Consider the following 18652-nt stretch of genomic DNA (forward strand, 5'->3'; position numbering starts at 1 on the left):
CCCAGCCTACAGAAGACAACGAGATTAACTCACCCACTCTAAACCCGTATGACGGCGTTCAAAGTAATTTGCCACCATAGTCTCGCTTACCATATCCAAACTGTCAGGATTCCAATGCGGGTTCTTGTCTTTATCAATCAATAAAGCACGTACGCCTTCATAAAAATCCTTACCGTGCATAAAATGGCTCACCAGGGTGTAATCCATTTGCAAACATTCAGCCAGAGTTAAGCCCTTAGCGCGGTTCAATTGCTCTAAAGTAACCTTAAGGCTTAATGGTGATTTTTGTGATAAAGCATTCTCGATACTAACAGGCCACACCCCTTCTTGATCCTGTAATGAGGCTTTAATCATTTCCACACTGGGATGGGCGAAACATACATTAATCGCTGGTTTTATTTGGCTAGGCTCAGAATCAGAAGCGGATGCAGCGTATTCATGCAAACATTGGTCAACCGCTTTAGACGCATCTGCTGATAAATCAGCGTGCTGCAATGCCTTAAGTAGCGCAGAAATATGTTCTGAAGAAATTACCTTCTTCACCAACCCTGCTTTCAACGCATCCTGAGGACCAAGCCGATTACCGGTTAAACCCAAATAAGTACCTAAATGCCCAGGGCAACGAGTTAATAAATAACTAGCACCAATATCGGGGAAAAAGCCAATACTGGTTTCTGGCATTGCAAACACAAACCGATCACAAGCGACTGGATGACTCCCATGCATTGAAATACCGACCCCACCTCCCATAACCATACCGTCAATTAAAGAAATATAGGGTTTGCCAAGATGATGAATAAAATGATTTAAACGATACTCGTGCCAGAAAAACTGCATTTGCTCTGAATCATTTAAGCGACCAGAAAAATAAAGCGCACGGATGTCTCCTCCAGCACAAAAAGCATTTCCAGAGGCTGCTTGAACTACCACCGCACGAACACTGTCATCTTCTTTCCATAAACTTAATTGCCGTTGCATGGCAAGAATCATGGTTAAGGTAAGCGCGTTCAACGCAGCTGGGCGATTTAATGTAATGAACCCTAACTGACCTTCCTGTGTAAAAAGCACTTCTTCAGTCATTATTATCTTCCTTTAAATTGGGCAGGTCTCTTACTCAAAAAAGCAGAAACGCCTTCTTGCTTATCCTCTGAGGCACAGCTCTTAGCAAAATGAATCGCTTCTAAATGTAAGGCATCAGTCAGGGATAAATCATAACCATGATCAATAACTTCCATGACTCCAGCAATGGCTAGTGGCGCCATGCTTAAAATACCTTGCAGTAGTTTTTTACCGTGTTCGATTAAAGCCTCAGGCTCAACAACCTCGCTTACCAAGCCCCAATTCAATGCCGTTTCTGCTTTAATAAAACGACCTGTCAAACATAAATCTAAAGCACGGCCTTTACCAATTAAGCGTGCCAAGCGTTGCGTGCCACCATAACCAGGTATAACGCCTAGTTTTACTTCCGGTTGACCAAATTGCGCCATGGTTGAAGCAATTCTTAAAGTTGCTGAAATCGCTAATTCACAACCGCCACCAAAAGCAAAACCATTAACCGCGGCCAAAGAAGGTTTGCCCATGGTTTCTAACAGACGAAATACCTCTTGTCCGTGACAAGCAAATTCATAACCTGTTTGTGCGGTGCATTCTGCCAAACGGTTAATATCAGCACCAGCACAAAAGGCTTTGCCATTACCGGTAATCATTAGCGCTTTAACTTGAGGATTTTCTTTGGCTGCATGAAAGATTTCCGCTAATTCATTCAGTACATCTGTACTTAATGCATTCAGCTTATCAGGTCTGTTTAATGTTAACAGTAAAATTCCCTGACTATCTAATTCTTGTTCCACTACATTCATTGTATTACTCCTGTTTAATCCTGTTAATTAACGCAAAACAAAGCCGTCGTCCAAACTCGCCTTCGCGATAATTTCGCGCATGATTTCGTTAGTTCCCTCAAGAATTTGATGAACTCTTAAATCTCTAAAAATACGTTCGATTTGATAATCACGTAAATAACCGTAACCACCATGTAATTGCATCGCTTTGTCACTAATATTAAAAGCACTATCTGTAGCCATGCGCTTTGCCATAGCACAATAGATAGGTGCATGTGGATCATCTTTATCCATCGCAGCAGCTGCTCGATAAACCATTAAGCGAGCCGCTTCAAAATCCGTAAGCATATCAGCAAAATAAAAACGTAAGGCTTGCATGTCACTTAGTTTTTTACCAAATTGTTTACGCTCATGCATATATTGCTGAGATAAACGTAAACACGTAAGAGCCCCCCCTAGAGAACAAGAGGCAATGTTAATACGCCCGCCATTTAAGGCATTTAAGGCTATTTTAAACCCCATCCCCTCATCACCTACGCGATTACTTATTGGAACGCGGCAATTTTCAAAAAAGACCATTGAAGTAGGCTGGCTATGCCATCCCATTTTTTTCTCTAATTTACCAAAACTTAAACCTGGGGTATCTTTTTCGATTAATAAACAAGTGATTCCATAATGACTTTCATCACCGGTTCGTACCATACATAAATACACATCACTTACCGAACCACCTGAAATAAATGATTTTGACCCATTGAGCACATAATGATCCCCATCTTTAATTGCTTTAGTTTTTAAAGAGGCGGCATCGGAGCCTGATTCAGGCTCAGTTAAACAATAACTGGAGAGTACTTCCATTGCGGTTAATTTAGGACCCCATTTAGTCCTTAACTCTTGTCCCGCATAGCGATCGACCAGGGTAGTAACCATGTTATGAATAGAAAGATAAGCACTCGTACTAATGCAACCAGTTGCCAGCTGCTCAAATAATAATGCACAGTCAAGTCGAGTTAATTGAGAGCCGCCAATGTCTTCCCGGGCCATCATACCAGCCATTCCTAATGCGGCTGCTTCACGTAAAATTTCAATGGGAAACTCGCCATGCTCATCCCAATGTCCCGCCATAGGAGCCAATTTGTCACGAGCAAAGTCCGCGGCCATCTCTTTGATTTCGAGATGTTCCTCTGTGAAATTAAAGTCCATAAACCATCCTTAGAAATTTTGTTATAGGTACATTTTTATCTTACAAAAAAAAGCAGTTGCCCCACAACACTAATAGCGAGTGCACTGAAAAATATCTAATTGCAGCGTAGTAACAAACAGCGTAAGAACTCCACTGTGTAGACTTATAGATAACCTCTATTATTTCCAATTTTTTCAAGAGGGGAAAGAGCTATATTGCAAAAACTTTCTTACAATAACCCTAATTATTGACTGAACGAAGTCATAGGTCAGGATTATGAACTCGAAGTTACCCACCGCATCATGCTCTTAGCATTACACAAATCATGACCCAGCCCTAATCATTTAAAATTTTTTTATTATCAATACCATTAAAGAATAGCATATGCTTAATGCAACATTTTGATGAGCAACATCTCTATAAAGGTTGGTACATGAACAAATTACCACGTGCGTTTTATGAACGTGACACAGTCACAGTGGCCAAGGAACTTTTAGGCAAATACTTAATTCATGAAGAGCGCATAGGAAAAATTGTCGAGGTTGAAGCGTATATAGGCCAACATGATCTGGCCGCGCATTCGTCTAAAGGCCTCACCCCAAGAACTAAAGTACTCTATGGTGCTGCAGGACATGCCTATATCTATCTTATTTATGGAATGTATTATTGCACCAATGTAGTCACGGAGACGGAAGGCATTGGTTCCGGAGTACTCTTACGTGCTTTAGAACCAATACAAAATATACACGAACGAACTCAAGGGCCAGGCTTACTCTCCAAAGCCATGCGTATTGATAAGCGACTCAATGCCCATGATCTGACAAGTGATAATTTTTATATTGCCAGCCAGGAGAACCAAGAGCCCTTTACTGTCGTTGAAAAACCACGAATCGGGGTGCACTACGCCCAAGAATGGGCAGAAAAATTATTACGCTTTTACATCAAAGATAATGCTTTTATTTCCAAGCCATGATGATATGATTGCAGGCTTCAAAGGCCTGTGAACAACAAGAATAAGTATATGGAAACATTAGCTCCAACCAAGACTGTCAATAAAAAAGCACTGGCCGTGCTCAAAGAGTACTTTGGTTTTGACTCATTCAGAACCCCACAAGAAGATATTATTAACGATGTTATTGCAGGACATGACGTACTCGTATTAATGCCGACGGGTGGTGGAAAATCGCTCTGTTATCAAATCCCTTCTCTGGTTCGCTCTGGTGTTGGTATTGTAGTATCCCCTCTTATTGCTTTAATGGAAGATCAGGTCACCGCTCTTAAATTACAAGGTATTCGTGCAGCTTATTATAATTCTTCGTTAAGCAGTGAAGAAGCTAAGCAAGTCTTAGCGCAACTACATAATAATGAACTCGATTTACTCTATATTGCCCCAGAACGAATTATCAGTTCTGCCTTCATTGAGCGCTTGCAAGAATGCCATATTTCCTTATTTGCCATTGATGAAGCGCATTGTATTTCCCAATGGGGGCATGATTTTCGTCCTGAATACGCGGCTTTAGGTTTATTAAAAAGCCATTTTCCAGAAATTCCGGTGATTGCCTTAACCGCCACGGCGGATAAACAAACCCGTCAAGACATTGTAGTTAAATTAAATTACGCCCCGAAAAAATACATTGCCTCATTTAACCGCCCAAACATCCACTATAAAGTTGTTCCCAAAACCAGTGTTATAAAACAATTAAGCCAGTTTTTAGAATCGGTAGAACAACAATCTGGCATCATCTATTGTGGCACGCGCAATAGCGTAGAAAACGTGGCGGAAAAACTACAAGACTTAGGATTCAAAGCCCGTGCCTATCATGCAGGACTCTCCCATAAAGAGCGCAAAGAGGTACAAAACTTATTCCGCTATGATCGCATTGATCTCGTGGTGGCAACGATTGCCTTTGGTATGGGTATTGATAAGCCCAACGTTCGCTTTGTCATTCACCATGATTTACCGAAAAACATCGAAGGCTATTATCAAGAAACCGGGCGCGCAGGACGTGATGGCTTGCCAGCGAAAGCCTTACTCTTATACGATGCAGCAGACAGCGCTCGCTTACGCTCTTGGATCATGAACACTCCTGGTGAAGAACAGCGCCGGGTGGAAAGTAACAAATTAAATCACATGCTTGCTTTTGCTGAAGCGTCGCATTGCCGCCGGCAAATCTTATTACGCTATTTTGATGAACCTTGGGATAATCAGTGCAAATACTGCGATGTTTGCGATAGCCCACCGATAACTGCCGATGCAACAGAAGATGCACAAAAGTTTTTATCCTGTGTGTACCGACTGCGTCAAAATTATGGGCTGACTTATACTATTGAAGTCTTACGAGGCAGCAGCACAGAGAAAATCAAACAATTTGGCCATGAGCAAGTAAGCACCTTTGGCATTGGCAAAGATAAATCTGCTCATTATTGGAAACAATTGGCATGGCAACTGATTCATAAAGATTATTGTTTCCAGGACATTGGCCATTTTAATGTATTGCGCTTAACCCAGAAAGCCATCCCCCTACTCAAAGGTCAGGAAAAAATTTCATTAACCATTCCTAATAATGATCTGCAAGGCACGAAAAAGAAAAAGAAAGAACGTCTGCCATTCCAATCCAGCAACAGCCCTTTATTTGAAGTATTACGCACCTTAAGGCGAAGACTTGCTGATGAGGAAAATAAACCACCATTTATGATCTTCAGCGACGCGACCTTGCAAGCCATGGCTGAAGCGAAACCACAAACCACAGAGCAACTACTTGCCGTATCTGGCGTGGGGCAACATAAGCTAGCTCATTATGGTAGTGATTTTCTTCAAGCGCTTAAAGAATTTCACGAGTAGAGGTAATTGCACCGCCTAATACCTTACGATATTCTAAATCTTGCTGATAAGCACGTCATCCAAGGGCTCAATCACTGATCCTAAGGAAATTACGACGCAAGCTCTTCTGAATGCAGCGTGATAATAAACTATGCTGTCTTGCGCTATTCAGAGACCCTTACTTCGTTCAGGATGACGCTAATGTAGAAGTGGATATCACCCTACCTCTACCCCACAACCTAAGGAGATGGGTTCATGACAAGCTTAAAAGATTTAGTTAAAACGATTAATGAGAATGAGGAGATTGGTAGCTTTTCAAAATCGCATAAAACTGTAGGTGGCAGCCACACCTATAGAATTCCCTTTGCATTGAAACCCTCACAACAAATTATCGCAGCTCTTGGCGGCCCTGAAGCTTATGATGATAAACATGTCTTGCTTACTGCGAAAAAAGATATAAAGACAAGCGGTAACTCCAAAGTCAGAGTCAGTAATTTTGTTCCGGATGCCCCGGAAAGTACTCTAACCTTCAGTGGAAACCGCATGGACCGCTTATTCAGCAGCGCTAAAATTTATGTAGATACCAGTATCTTTCCTGCTGGTCACTATCAAAAAACACTCGCAGAAAAATTAACCCTGCAAAAAAAGTTACCTGAAGAAAATAACAAAATAGATTGGGAAAACCTTGCTGTTGCCATCTGTCATGCGCAAGAGATTGAATTACTCATAACCACTCATGCCAGTAGCCATGGAAGAGCTCATACTAGTGCTCGCCCCAGCGCCAGTATTCATTCAAATGCTCCGGCGCTTCTTCTCCTTTCTAGCCCTAAACTAAATCTCAATAAGGACCACAGCAAAGCGTTGAAAGAAAAAGGCGAACAGTTAAAATTTCTTACCAGCATGTATCGTAACCTCTGCAATGCAGCCGTTTCTGAACAGCGTGAGTACCTCGTGATGCCTGCAGCAGGACTCAGCAATCACGGAGGCAGTCCTGAGATGCATTTTAGTGCGCTAATGGCTGTAGCTCAAGAATACCCCACACTAAATATTATTTATAATGCGGATATTCATAAAAACGCTTTTGATAGCGCATTAAAAAACGCAAATAATCCTGCTAACGTCGCCCGCACATCCAAAGACCTTATTGCTGTTGCTGACTATTTGCTGAGCGTGGAAGGGAAATCTTGCGCAATTTATAACCCTTCCAGCAGCAATGTCGTCTATGGACTAAGCGATGTAGGAGAACATTGGCAAGCGGCGCCGATTACAATAGGAACTAATCCTGGGAAGACATTACAAGCCTATATTGGTACGGTAACAACAGCCCCACTAAACAGTTATGGTATTAATCCAGGGGCTTTTGCGAATATTGTGGAACGCAACTTAGCTCAACTTGCAGCAGCAACACAAAATGAGCGCACTCCAATAAGTACTGCTCCAAGCACCAGTACAAAAAAATCAGCTGAAGTGGAGCAAATCCCTTCCCCTGTGCCAGTCAATACGGATACCTCTCCTGTAGAGCTGGAAAATTCTATGGAGTCAGAAGAACACCATGAAAACCCGGTCACTAATGCGCAGTCTTCCTCATCAGTTGATGCTTCCGTGGCAGAGCCTCTTCCACCACAAAGAAAATCTTCTTCAGGTTCTATTGGAATGTTTCCTCCGATTATTGAAGAATCCAAATCATCTAATTCCTCAGCTCAAGACTCATCCTTAAGCCCTAAGCAACTGAATGAAGTTAATGAAGCAATTGATAGTTTGTTTAAAGAAATTCATAGTTGCTGGCCTTATCCGAATAAGGCATTAAAACAGACGAAAGTGAATGCACTGCATGCGCTGATAACTAACTCATATACGATGAGTGTTGCTAAGGCCGTGGAGAAAGTTAAAAATGATTATCCAACGGCATTATCTGGGCATACGGTGTTTGGGCTGTCGAAAGCAGGATATGTAAGTACTCGAACTCGAGAGTTGCTGGATAGATTAGAAGCCGCGGATGCTCAGCTAACGGTGGTTTTGTAATAATAGATGTTGCCGGTTGCTTGCAACCCGGCAACTCTGGGGAATCAACTAATCTAAATCTTGAGCCACTTGTTTAATAAACTCTTTGAATGGTTGTTCCAATTCAGCACGTTTCAAAGCATAAGTCACATTCGCTTTGATATAACCTATCTTCGAACCACAATCAAAATGCGAGCCATTAAAGCGATAAATATGGACATTTTCTTTTGAGAGTAAGCCGTGAATCGCGTCGGTAAGCTGCAATTCATTATTCTTAGTTATGGTATTTTTTTCCAATACACTAAAAATTTCTGGCGGCAAAATATAGCGGCCTAGTATTGCCAAATTAGAATCAATTTCATTATCCTTAGGTTTTTCAATCAAGGCCTCCACCTGCGTTTCATCGGGATCATTGCTGCGCAAAGCAACAATTCCATAATGTTGGCGCATGCTTGGGTCAACCTCTTTAGTTGCTAAAACACAAGAAATATCCTCATTCGATTCATACAATGAGATCATATTCCTTAAACAGGAACTATTTGGCTCTTCCATTAAATCATCAGGTAGAATCACGGCAAAGGGTTCGTTACCAATTAATTTTTTGGCACATAAAATTGCATGTCCAAGTCCTAATAAATCGACTTGTCGCAGGTAAACATTGGTTACGTTTGGGGGCAAAATATGATGGATTAATGAAAGTAATTGGGACTTTCCATCCTGACTCAATTTATTTTCCAAATCCGTATTTTTATCAAAATAATCTTCAATATCGACTTTATTTTGACTGGTCACGAAGATAAGTTCATTAATCCCTGCGTCAATGGCTTCTTGCACGGCATATTGAATTAATGGGGTATCAATAACCGGCAACATTTCTTTTGGAATTGTTTTAGTGATAGGGAGAAAACGTGTACCAAACCCCGCTACTGGAAATACAGCTTTTGTAATAGAACCCTTTTGTCTCATGGAACGATACTCCTTTATCACCACAACTTTAAATTGAGTATAGTTAACAGAAATAAAAGTGCCAAAAAAAGCATAATATTATTTATTTTCAAACACTAAGATAGAATAAATACAGACCTTCATGATAAAAAAAAGAACATATCTATAGATTGGCCTATACTTAATTTCATGAGCTCTTTTTTTGAGAAGTAATGGTCATCATTAATTTGCCTCTCCGAGGATTTGATCCTACGGAAACTGCAATACCGTGGTATTTTTTATCAAAAGCCAACATCCCAGTAACTTTTGCTACTCCAAATGGGCAACCTGCATATGCAGATGAGCGGATGACCTGTCAAGGTCTTGGTTTGTTGTCTCCCTTCTTAATGACACGAAAAAACGTGCTGCAAAAATATAAGGAAATGACCTGCACCAAAGAATTCCAGCATCCTCATTCTTACCAGGAAATCGACACCAACTCCATTTGGGGAATGGTTTTTCCAGGCGGGCATGGAGAAGGAATAAAATCCATGTTGGAGTCTACTGTGCTCTATCAAAAAATAGTTGAATGTTTTGATCAAAATAAAGTAATTGCAGCGTTATGTACTGGAGTACTTACAGTGGCCCGAAGCATCGATCCTAAAACACAAAAATCGGTTCTTTTTGATAGAAAGACAACTGCCGTAACCCGGTGGATGGAGTTATCCGGCTGGTATCTAACCCATCATTTTTTTAATGATTATTATCGGATTTATCCAATAACTGCTCAAGATGAAATTCAACAACTACTGAAAAAAACAAACCAATTTTTTACAGGAAAGGCACGCGTATTTCCTATGCAATTCACCAATAACTTTTTATACAGCCAATTTACCGTACAAGACGGAAATTATTTATCAGCGCGCTGGCCAGGCGATTGTTATCGTTTTGCTTTAGAGCTTGTTCACTTAGTACAAAAACAACAGGAACAATTGAGAGGATAATATGAATCATCAGAATCCGATTAGAAATTGGGGAAAAACTTTTGAATGCTTACCCAATAAACTATACGTTCCTGACTCCGAAGAAAGTATTTGCCAAGCCCTGAAAAATTGCTCCAAAGAAGGCAAAAAATTAAGACCTATGGGGTCTCGTTATTCCTATACTCCCTTAATTTGCAGCAATGATACAATTATTTCCTTAGATAACTACCAGGGTATAGAAGAGATTAATTATGATGAGATGACCGTTACAGTAAAAGGCGGAACTAAGATTGCAGATCTGGAAAATCAGTTATTTGCTAATAATTTATCTTTATACAACCTGGGTGATATTAATCAACAAACTATTGCCGGTTTAATTGCAACAGGCTCACATGGCACCGGTTTATCTTTTGGGATTGCCTCCACGCAAATAACCTGGATTCAACTAATTACCGCCGATGGCAAAATAGTAGAATGCTCTCCCCTGCAACACCCCGAACTTTTTAAAGCAGCCCAGGTTTCGCTAGGAACTTTAGGAATAATTAGTAAGGTAAAAATTAAAGTATTACCTAAATATTACATGCAACAAGAACGTAATCTCGTTGATTTTGATAATGCCCTGGTTAATTTAATTGCCTCCTTTTCAAATAATCGTAATTATGAATTCTTCTGGTTTCCTTACACCGATTTTGTTTTTGAGAAAAAACATAATGTGGTGGGTGAACAAACTGAAGCTAAAAGATATAAAAAAATATTTAACGATTATGTCTTAGAAAACGGCGCTTTGTGGTTATTGTGTGAATTATCACGTAATTTTCCCGATTTTTATCGAAAACATGCTAATTCCATACTTAAAAATCTAAATTCTAATTTAAAAAATACGGCCCCGAGCACCGAATGCTACGCCACCACACGCTTAGTTAATCATCGAGAAATAGAATATTCGATCCCCATTGAGCATGCAATGAGAGCTATTCAACAGATTCGCCAATTATTAAATCACCATGATGTTCATGTTTCCTTTCCCATTGAAGTCCGTAGTGTTGCAGCAGACGATATTTATCTAAGCCCTAACTATCAGCGAAAAACCGTATGGATTGCTGTTCATGCCTATACCAAAGATATTTATGAATCTGTTTTTAAAGAAGCTGAAAAGATTTTTCTAGCTAATGAAGGCAGGCCCCATTGGGGAAAAATGCATTGGCTATCCCATCAAGAAATTCAAAATTTATATCCTTGCTTAACTAAGTTTAAAGAAATTCGTAAACAAATCGACCCACAAGGGATGTTCTCAAATGACTATTTAAATCAGCTTTTAGGTTAATGAACATCCCTAGGGGGACATAAACTATGAGCATAAACAAGCATGCGATTATCACAGGCGGCTCGAGTGGTATTGGCAAAGCCCTCGCCATAAAACTGGCGCAACAAGGTTATTCACTCAGTATTATTGCACGAGAGGAACATAAATTAAGTGTGGCGAAACAAGAAATTATTGCTCACTGCTCCAATCCGCTCTCCATACTGACTTTTAGCGCAGATGTTTCTAAAGAGTCAGAAATTCAGTCTGCAATTGAAGATGCTATTTTGAAACAGGGAGTTCCAGACTTGTTAATCACCTCAGCGGGTATCGCCCACTGTGATTATTTTGACAATCTCAGTTCAGAACTATTTGAAAGAAATATTTCGATAAATTATTTAGGTTCCTTATATGCCATTAAAGCGGTATTCCCACAGATGAAAAAACAAAAAGCGGGACATATTGTTTTAATTTCATCTGGGGCAGGGTTGATAGGGATTTGGGGGTATAGCGCCTATAGCCCATCAAAGTTTGCTATTCGTGGTCTGGCTGAAGCCTTAAGGCCTGAGTTTAAAAAATACGGTATTAATGTTTCTATTGCCTACCCACCCGATACTGACACCCCTCAATTAATATGCGAGGAAAAAACCAAACCCGCTGAAACCAAAAAGATAACCGGAATCGTAAAACCATGGTCAGCAGATGCAGTTGCCGCCTATATCGTTCAGGGCATCAAGAAAAACAAATTTCATATTACCCCCGGATTTTCTATTCGTTTGCTGAGAATGTTTCACAGCCCTTTATTTCCGTTATTTAATTTTTATTTCGATATGTTAGTACGACGCCCCTCGAAAGTAAGTAAGGATAAAGAATTATGAGTACTGATTTAATTAGCTTATTTTACAAAAAAGCTATGGAGCAACCCCATAAAAAAATCTTCACTTATTTGCATCCTAATAAGTCGGAGCAATCAATTACTTACGGGGAACTCGATTATCAAGCCAGGCAAATAGCAATTTTGCTACGCACTATCGGTAATCCGGGAGACACTGTTTTATTAGTTTATCCTCCTGGCTTAGAGTTTATTGCGGCGTTTCTTGGCTGTGCTTATGCCGGTATGATTATTGTACCCGTCATTCCTCCTGTTAATTTAGAAGCAGCACATAAGTTAAAACTCATTATCGACAATGCAAATCCAATCGCATGCCTTACCACAAAAGAACTCTATAATCAGCTCAATAAACTAAAACTAGTTGAGCAATTGAGCAAAAAACCAATTGTTGGTTCCTTAGTGAATAAATTTGGCAAAAATTTAATATCAAAATTTACTCCCCTTTGGGAGTCGCGTTTTTTTTCGCTGCCATGGCTAATTACAGATAACCTTACTCATTCAGTAGATAATTTTTCTTTAGCGCCTATTGACGATCTCCAGGCCCCTTTATTTTTACAATATACTTCGGGTTCAACAGGTACACCAAAAGGGGTAATCGTTACGCATCAATGTGTGTTACATAACATTCAATTGATCCAATACGTTCTGCAAATCCAGGAGGATACTGATGTTTTATATAGTTGGTTACCTCAATATCATGACATGGGGCTGATAGGCTGCATTTTAACGCCTATTTATACGGGTCTTTATACTATTATTGATTCCCCCTTTCACTTTTTGACCGAGCCATTAAGCTGGCTTCAAGGTATGTCAAAATATCGTTGCACCATTTCGGCTGCCCCCAATTTTGCTTACAGCCTGTGTGTATCCAAAATCACTGAGTTGGAAAAAGCAAAATTAGATTTGAGCCATTGGCGGATTGCGGTTAATTCAGCAGAACCAATACGAATATCAACCTTACGTCAGTTTTATAATTCTTTTAAAGAATGTGGATTTAAAATGGAAAGTTTTTATCCAAGTTATGGTTTGGCGGAATCCACTTTATTTGTGACCACCAAAAATATCCAACCCCTATTTAAGTCTGTGATTATTGATAAATATGAGCTACAAGCAGGCCGAGTTAAAATTAAGGAAACACTCGATGAAAATGGCCAGGAACTCGTAAGCAGCGGCGATATTGATTCCAGCATTCATCAACATCAAGTGCTTATTGTAGACCCACAAAATAATGCAGTTCTAAAAGAACAACTCATTGGTGAAATATGGATTTCAAGCCTTAGTGTTAATCCAGGATACTGGAATCAAGATACCGATGAGATTTTTCAGGCAAAACTTAATGGTCAAGATAATGCTTATCTGAAAACTGGAGACTTAGGTTTTATTAAAGATAATCAGCTCTACGTAACGGGGAGAATAAAAGATTTAATTATTATTCGCGGGAAAAATTTCTATCCCCAAGACCTTGAGCATATTATTGAACAAGTACATGCCGATATCCGTATAGGCTGTATTAATGTTTTTTCTGTTGATAATGGGCAACAAGAACAATTAATTGTATTAGTTGAAGTAAAAAATAAAAATAATTATGCGGACATTTGCGAGCTAATAAAGGCTCACTTAATTCAATATCAACGCATAGCTCCTGATGTAATTGTTTTATTAGAACCAAGAACCCTGAAAAAAACAACTAGTGGCAAAGTCAGACGTCGAGAAATGAAACAATTATTTCTCAATAAAGAGCTGGCTGCTTTATTTATTTATCAGCACCATTCGCTACTTAATCAAGAAGAATCCAAAGCCATTCCTTCTAAGTCATTGGAAAAAGAGAGCATCCAGAATGTCACGTCACTCACGATTAACTCGATTCACCAATTGTTACGCAATACACCAGCAGAATGCATTTCCGAAAACAGCTCCTTTGCGGAACTGGGTTTTGACTCCTTGCTCATTGCTGAACTAATTAGCCGCTTGAAATTAGAATTACCAGAGCAGATTGAGCTCCCAATTCAAGACATCTTGGTCCTTTCTGACGTAGGCTCTTTAATTGATCTCATCCAAAAACAACTGAAAGGAGCTAATATCCCAGGAAAATCAATAAACCAAGTGCTGCCAGCCAGAACTTATTCTTCCGAAGAGCAACAACAATGGATGGAATTAAAGCACTTACCTGAATACCAAAAAGTACAGCAAACACGCACTAGACTGGGAGAAGAGCTGGCGCAGCAATTGTATTTTAATACGGTCAGCGGCATTTCTGATAATTGTGTTCAGTTAGAACAAAAAAATCTCATTAATTTTTCTGGATACAATTATTTGGGTTATTCTGGGGATGAGCGTGTCATCAAAATGACAAGCGATGCGATTAACAATTTCGGCACCTCAGTATCAGCTAGCCGCTTAATTTCCGGACAAAAACCCATTCATATGCAATTAGAGCAAGCCATTTCAGAGTTGATTGGTACTGAAGACACCGTCGTATTTTCTGCAGGACACGCAACAAACGTGTCGGTAATTACCCATTTATTCGGCCTTGAGGATGCTATCTTCCATGACGCCTTAATACATAATAGTTCCTTACAAGGTGCCATATTCTCTAAAGCAAAGCGTATCCCGTTCCCTCATAACGATTTTAATACTCTGGCTAAATTAATGGCTGCCGAGCGTGCTCATTACCGGCGAGCTCTAGTATTAATCGAAGGCATTTATAGCATGGATGGGGATATTCCGAATGTGCCTGAATTTATCAAAGTAAAAAACCAATACAATGCGCATCTAATGATTGATGAAGCACATTCCATTGGGGTGCTTGGAGAACATGGTGCAGGCATTCGTGAATATTTTAACTTGCAGGCCAATGATATTGAACTGTGGATGGGTACTCTTAGTAAGGCTTTTGCGAGTTGCGGGGGGTATATTTCCGGTAAAAAAGAATTAATGGATTATATTCGTTACAGTTGTGCCGGTTTTGTCTTTTCCGCCGGAATATCACCGGCAAACACCACTGCCGCACTGGCGAGTATTCAACTATTAAGTAAGGAACCACATAGACCTCAACTATTACAAAAAAATGCGCAAAAACTACTGCTTGATCTAAAAAAACATGGAATCAATACTGGTACTAGTGAGAATACCCCAATTATTCCTATTATCATCAGTGATGAGCAACAAACCGTGCAACTCTGCCTAAACTTGCGTCAGCAAGGCATTTATACACATCCAATTATTTATCCTGCAGTAGAAAGAGATATGGCGCGAATTAGACTGTTTATTAATTACCTGCATACAGAAGAGCAGCTAGCGTATACAGCGGAAATGATCTATAAATATTTAGCTTAAAATACGAATGAACGATGTTCATCGCATCGTTCACTAATATAAAACCAGCTCCCTTAATCCCGCGGTAGCATAAAAGCCGGCTGATAAAATAAATGACACCTCAGCAAATGGGTCTGTAATTACACAATTAAATGGCTCAACGTGCAGAATATTTGCTCACCCAGCCTCGGCTAAAAGAAACTTGGATAACGGGTAGATTACTCCCCTTCCCAACGCCATACTCCTCGCCAATTAACAGGTGATTCTTGCTCTAAAATTTTACAACGCGCAATATATATTGAGGCTAATTGATCGCCCGGATAAGCGGGGTGAAGGGTCATAAAAGCCTCTATACTTTGTTTCCATAAACCCTTTTGATAGAGCGAAAATGCCTCTGTAAACTCTTGTTTATGTTGTTCGATATTTTTAATATTTTGAGCAGTGATTAGCTCATAAATAGCAATGCTTTCTTGTTTGCCACGCACGGCAACCTCATCCAAAAAGCGAAAAAGAAATTTCTCTGATACTTGACTGAATGTCGCGTGGCTAACAATAACTTGCGTGTTATAATGCTTATTGATTGATTCCAAACGACTTCCTAAATTAACCGTATCTCCCAATGCGGTGTAACTCAGTCTGTCTTCGGAACCCACATTACCCACAATAGCTTCACCTGTATGAATACCAATTCTAACATTAAATTCAGGAAACCCTTCACTCCTATGTTTTTGATTTAATATTTTAAGACGCTCCAGCATCACTCGAGCAGTTTCACACGCATTAAATGCATGATCTACATCTTTTTCCGGAGCATTCCATAGAGACATAATTCCATCCCCTATGTATTTATCCAGTGTGCCTTTGTATTGAATTATAGTTTCTGTCATTAACTGAAAATAATCAGATAAGTAAGTCATTATTTTTTGAGGTGATTTTGATTCCGAAATAGTTGTAAAACTCTTAATGTCAGAAAACAAAAGTGTAATCGTTTCATTTTGACCACCAACCTGAGCTATTTTTCCAGTATGTACTAATTTTTTAACTACAGAACGAGGAACATATCGTTGAAAAGAAGTTAAACTTGACTCTAGGGTTGATAATGCTTTATCCAAGTAACCAATTTCCTTGATCATAGTTTTTAATGGACGTTTTTCTTTAAAATTAAAGAGCGTAATTTGTTGTGCTTCTTCAGCTAATTGAATTATGGGATTGGATATTTTTTGAGAAATAATACGAACTAAGATTGCACCAATCAATAAAATTAAAATAGTTAACAAGATAAAGCCTCTACTTAAATTTTTTAGTGGCGCTATTACATCATTTTTCGGAGTAATAATTAAAACATGCCAAGGGTCTATCTTTAATTTATTAAATATGGGGCGGTATGAAAAAAAATATTTTTCATCTTCGTACATATAGGATTCTATTTTTGAATGAAAATGGGTACTAACAAGGGTTGATGGAATATTAAATTTTTTTAATAAGTCCGGCTCTAATTTTTTTCCCAGAATATTTTCTGAACTATGCGGAGCACGAAAAGCAATGATATTTGATTTATTATTCACTACAAAAATCATCGTGTTTTTTGTGAGTTCCAGCTCTCTTATAAAGTTTTGAAGGTGATTAATGGCCAAAGCAATGGCAACAACTCCTTTTAGATTATTATTCCTATCATAGATCGGCGCCGCAACAGCAATTCCAGGTCTTTGGCCAAATAAATAAAATTTATATATGTCAGTCCATATTGGTTTTTTATTATGTACGGCCTCTTGATACCAAGGACGCGTTCTGGGATCATAGGGAATAGTAATCAATTCTGTTTTGATTATTTTTCCCTGTTTATCTAACTTATAGCCAATGTTAACAAAAGGTGGTTTCGAATTGGTGGTGTGAATTAATTGTAATCCGTTTTTTTCATCTCTGTTTATATTAAAGAAATGTCCGTTTGCTGTCCCATAGTGAATCATAAATATGTCTGGGTTATCTTGAATTATATCGAAAAGAAATCGTTCAAATATTTTAGGATTATTGGAGCTGATAGTATCATTACCAATCGCATTTCTTATTTCCATTATGTTATGGCTTAGGGGCTCTAAATAGACTTTAAATCGCTCATTAACGAGCAAAGAGGTTTTTGCAATTAAATCCCTTGCACTATTATTAAGAATCTTATTGAAGGCGACATAATTAATACCAATAATGGTAAAACCTATCGCACCTAATAAAAACAAAAATAAAGTCATGATACTAATGCGTATGCTAATTTTAAAAGGATGAACCATAATTTCCCTATAGTTATTAGTGCCTACTGCTGCCTTCGGATGGTGTAACCTCGTCACTAATATAAAACCAGCTCTCTTAACACCGCTGTTGCATAAGAGCCGGCTGGTAAAATAAATGACAACTCCGCGACCTGGTTTTCGACCACACAATCAAATTGCTCCACATGCAAAATATTTGCCCGCCAAGCTTCTTCTAAACCTAGGCGTTCTAATCCCGCCACCCAAGGCTGCCAATCGGCATAGATTCTATCGATGAAGGCTGCCGCCTCTCCTTGAGGCTTTCGCTTACTCTTTCCAGGTAAGGGGCTAGCCGGAGAAATATCCTTATCCCTGATGCGTTGCCTTAATTCCTCTTGTACCTCATCCGTCACAAAAATACTCTTGGAGCCACTCAGCTGCATGACATCCCCGCTCAATGGCATGTTCCAATTTTGCTCTCGAACGCGATGAGCCAAAATTAAATTGAAAATCCAGGAGCGTGCGGCCGAACAATACATTCCTTTACGAAAACGGTCTTTTACTTTACGCCCGTGCACCAACATCTCTTCGGCCCGATTAAGATTACCTGCATCATGGCCAAAGCGTTGTTCACCAAAATAATTAGGTACACCTGTTTTTTTAATATCTTCTACTCGCTGTAAAAAGGCTACTTCGTCAGTCAGCTCCCGTAAGCGTATAATAAACTGGTTGCCCGTTAAAAATCCTGGCTTAAGTTTTTTATGATGACGAATGCATTCTAAAACACGCCACCCTGGTGCTGAAAGCTGTTCAATTCCCGGGATTTCCTCGCCAGGGGCATGCACGCTTAACCATTGAGTGGTTAATGCGTGTCGATCTTTTAATCCGGCATAACTAATCATTTTAACGGGCTTATTAATTAAAGAAGCAAGCGATTTCACTACCTCTTCAGTATTCAAACCACTTTTCTCTATTCTTAAAAGAATGTGTTCACCCTGGCCACTAAAGGGCGTATCAAAGAACTCATTAACCTGAAAATCTTCAGGTACGTATTTAAAATGCGCTGTAGATTGTGGTAAACCATAAACCCGTGCCCAATCCAAAGAATACATGATTACAACCACCTATCTAAAAAATATCGGAAAAACCCTCTGA

Annotated in this window: 13 protein-coding genes; 7 read left to right on the forward strand and 6 right to left on the reverse strand. The window is 39.4% G+C overall.

The window, feature by feature from the left end; translation table 11 throughout:
- Positions 1 to 24: 24 nt before the first annotated feature.
- From ACD661_RS06600 to ACD661_RS06610, 3 genes are read right to left on the reverse strand one after another with little or no spacing between them, the layout of a single operon-like run.
- Entirely contained in the window at positions 25 to 1080 is a 1056-nt protein-coding gene (locus ACD661_RS06600; protein ID WP_400187035.1) for an enoyl-CoA hydratase/isomerase family protein, read from the reverse strand.
- Positions 1081 to 1082: 2 nt separating this feature from the next.
- Entirely contained in the window at positions 1083 to 1859 is a 777-nt protein-coding gene (locus tag ACD661_RS06605) for an enoyl-CoA hydratase/isomerase family protein (protein WP_400187036.1), read from the reverse strand.
- Between the two features lie 27 nt (positions 1860 to 1886).
- Positions 1887 to 3041, reverse strand: a complete 1155-nt coding sequence (locus tag ACD661_RS06610) for an acyl-CoA dehydrogenase family protein (protein WP_400187037.1) — start codon at positions 3039 to 3041, stop codon at positions 1887 to 1889.
- A 413-nt stretch (positions 3042 to 3454) separates the two neighbouring features.
- Between ACD661_RS06610 and ACD661_RS06615 the strand changes: the two genes are divergently transcribed.
- The 3 genes from ACD661_RS06615 to ACD661_RS06625 all read left to right on the forward strand — a co-directional run bounded on the left by ACD661_RS06615 (position 3455) and on the right by ACD661_RS06625 (position 7864).
- The gene (locus ACD661_RS06615; RefSeq protein ID WP_400187038.1) at positions 3455 to 3994 is read left to right on the forward strand and encodes a DNA-3-methyladenine glycosylase; all 540 of its coding nucleotides are present in this window, start codon (positions 3455 to 3457) and stop codon (positions 3992 to 3994) included.
- A 48-nt stretch (positions 3995 to 4042) separates the two neighbouring features.
- Positions 4043 to 5863 carry a DNA helicase RecQ gene (recQ, locus tag ACD661_RS06620; RefSeq protein ID WP_400187039.1) on the forward strand — a complete coding sequence of 607 codons (1821 nt, stop codon included), beginning with the start codon at positions 4043 to 4045 and terminating at the stop codon, positions 5861 to 5863.
- Positions 5864 to 6097: 234 nt separating this feature from the next.
- A complete protein-coding gene (locus tag ACD661_RS06625; protein WP_400187040.1) occupies positions 6098 to 7864 on the forward strand; it encodes a hypothetical protein in 1767 nt (588 codons plus the stop codon).
- A gap of 48 nt (positions 7865 to 7912) precedes the next feature.
- Here ACD661_RS06625 and ACD661_RS06630 read toward each other — a convergent pair whose 3' ends face one another.
- A complete protein-coding gene (locus tag ACD661_RS06630; protein WP_400187041.1) occupies positions 7913 to 8809 on the reverse strand; it encodes a UTP--glucose-1-phosphate uridylyltransferase in 897 nt (298 codons plus the stop codon).
- A gap of 191 nt (positions 8810 to 9000) precedes the next feature.
- Between ACD661_RS06630 and ACD661_RS06635 the strand changes: the two genes are divergently transcribed.
- From ACD661_RS06635 to ACD661_RS06650, 4 genes are read left to right on the forward strand one after another with little or no spacing between them, the layout of a single operon-like run.
- Positions 9001 to 9771: a type 1 glutamine amidotransferase domain-containing protein gene (locus tag ACD661_RS06635; protein WP_400187042.1), complete on the forward strand. Its 771-nt coding sequence runs from the start codon at positions 9001 to 9003 to the stop codon at positions 9769 to 9771.
- A 1-nt stretch (position 9772) separates the two neighbouring features.
- Positions 9773 to 11074, forward strand: coding sequence for a D-arabinono-1,4-lactone oxidase (locus tag ACD661_RS06640; RefSeq protein WP_400187043.1), 1302 nt, complete (start codon positions 9773 to 9775; stop codon positions 11072 to 11074).
- Between the two features lie 26 nt (positions 11075 to 11100).
- Positions 11101 to 11928 carry an SDR family oxidoreductase gene (locus tag ACD661_RS06645; protein WP_400187044.1) on the forward strand — a complete coding sequence of 276 codons (828 nt, stop codon included), beginning with the start codon at positions 11101 to 11103 and terminating at the stop codon, positions 11926 to 11928.
- Positions 11925 to 15278, forward strand: coding sequence for an aminotransferase class I/II-fold pyridoxal phosphate-dependent enzyme (locus tag ACD661_RS06650; RefSeq protein WP_400187045.1), 3354 nt, complete (start codon positions 11925 to 11927; stop codon positions 15276 to 15278). The genes ACD661_RS06645 and ACD661_RS06650 overlap by 4 nt, the downstream gene beginning before the upstream one ends.
- A 197-nt stretch (positions 15279 to 15475) precedes the next feature.
- Here ACD661_RS06650 and ACD661_RS06655 read toward each other — a convergent pair whose 3' ends face one another.
- Positions 15476 to 17500, reverse strand: coding sequence for an adenylate/guanylate cyclase domain-containing protein (locus ACD661_RS06655; protein WP_400187046.1), 2025 nt, complete (start codon positions 17498 to 17500; stop codon positions 15476 to 15478).
- 95 nt (positions 17501 to 17595) lie between these two features.
- On the reverse strand, positions 17596 to 18609 hold the full coding sequence (gene truD, locus ACD661_RS06660; protein ID WP_400187047.1) for a tRNA pseudouridine(13) synthase TruD: 1014 nt from the start codon (positions 18607 to 18609) through the stop codon (positions 17596 to 17598).
- Positions 18610 to 18652: the final 43 nt, after the last annotated feature.

It is taken from the genome of Legionella lytica, assembly GCF_044626755.1.
Lineage (GTDB): Bacteria > Pseudomonadota > Gammaproteobacteria > Legionellales > Legionellaceae > Legionella > Legionella lytica_A.